We start from the raw sequence: 1,130 nt of genomic DNA, 5'->3' as shown, positions 1-1,130 counted from the left end.
CCTATTATTGCCTATGCGTGGCAAAAAACATGCGAAGAAGGTTTTAGCAAAGACAGAAGCCAAGCCGAGTTAAAAGCTATTTATCATCATGACCAAATTATTTATCAACCCAATAAATCATTAGCCGCACATACGCCTAGCCCTGTTAAACTCAAACCCTTGGAGTCCGTTGTTCATCTTGATTTTGTCAGTCCGCTACGCATACAACATAATAATTATATTGTTTTAAACCCAGAAGAACTGACTGCTCCTATTGTGTTAATTGCCTTAGCCAAACGCATACAGCGACTGGCAGAACTACACGCCACGCCTATTAATTTAGACATTGCACAACTATTGGCAGCTGCTCAACAAATTTCTATTAGCACACATCTTAAACGTTCAACGATGACTCGTTACTCTAATCGCCAACAGCGTTTAATGAACTTAGACGGCTTAATTGGTCGCATTAGCTTAACAGGTGATTTAAGTGCATTTAACGAGTTATTAACACTTGGTCAACAAGTGCATTTAGGCAAAAATGCCACAATGGGTTTGGGTCAGTATCATTTAAGTCTATAATTACACAAGCTTGCAATTTACTCCCTCGTCTATCCCCTAAACGTACAATCCACTTAATAAATCATTTGGATATTTAGGGGAAAACATTGTGCCACAATATCAATCTTCACAATTAATTGCAGGTCAAGACCCAAGACCTACCCCATCCCTTTTACAATCTCTTTTTTACGCACTAAGTTTGCGTGTTCATGGCAACAATTTATTAACCCGTGCAAATCGTGGTTATTTATTTATCATGTCGGTTTTAATGTTAGTCGTCGCTGTGGTTGAAGGTGTTTCTTGGGGATACTTTGGCACGCAAATGAGTGATTATCCTTTGATCAGCGGCACAGTTATGGGTGTTTTGGTATTTTTGTTTATTTGGTTGTTCGACCGCACTTTAATGACTGCCGATTATTTGCAAGAAGAACACGCGGCAACTTTACGAGGCAAAGCCTATTCGGTTAACAACGCTGATAGCAACACTAAACTAGGCATATTATTTAAATACTTTAATAAACATAAGGTTTTTTTGATTCGTATTATCATCGCCATCAGCTCTATTGTTATTGTTGCGCCTTATGTATCGG

The 1,130-nt window shown here is 38.6% G+C and carries 1 protein-coding gene and 1 pseudogene; both read left to right on the top strand.

Features of this window, described 5'->3' with window-relative positions:
- The coding region (gene cas6, locus Q0212_RS07385; protein ID WP_297924091.1) for a CRISPR system precrRNA processing endoribonuclease RAMP protein Cas6 at positions 1-561 on the top strand (561 nt) is incomplete at its 5' end.
- An 88-nt stretch (positions 562-649) separates the two neighbouring features.
- A pseudogene (locus Q0212_RS07380) lies at positions 650-1,130 on the top strand (hypothetical protein); the annotation flags it as partial.

It is taken from the genome of uncultured Agitococcus sp., assembly GCF_937920075.1.
Taxonomy (GTDB): domain Bacteria; phylum Pseudomonadota; class Gammaproteobacteria; order Pseudomonadales; family Moraxellaceae; genus Agitococcus.
The sequence above is the reverse complement of the archived record's forward strand: the minus strand, read 5'-3'. Positions and strand labels throughout refer to the sequence as shown.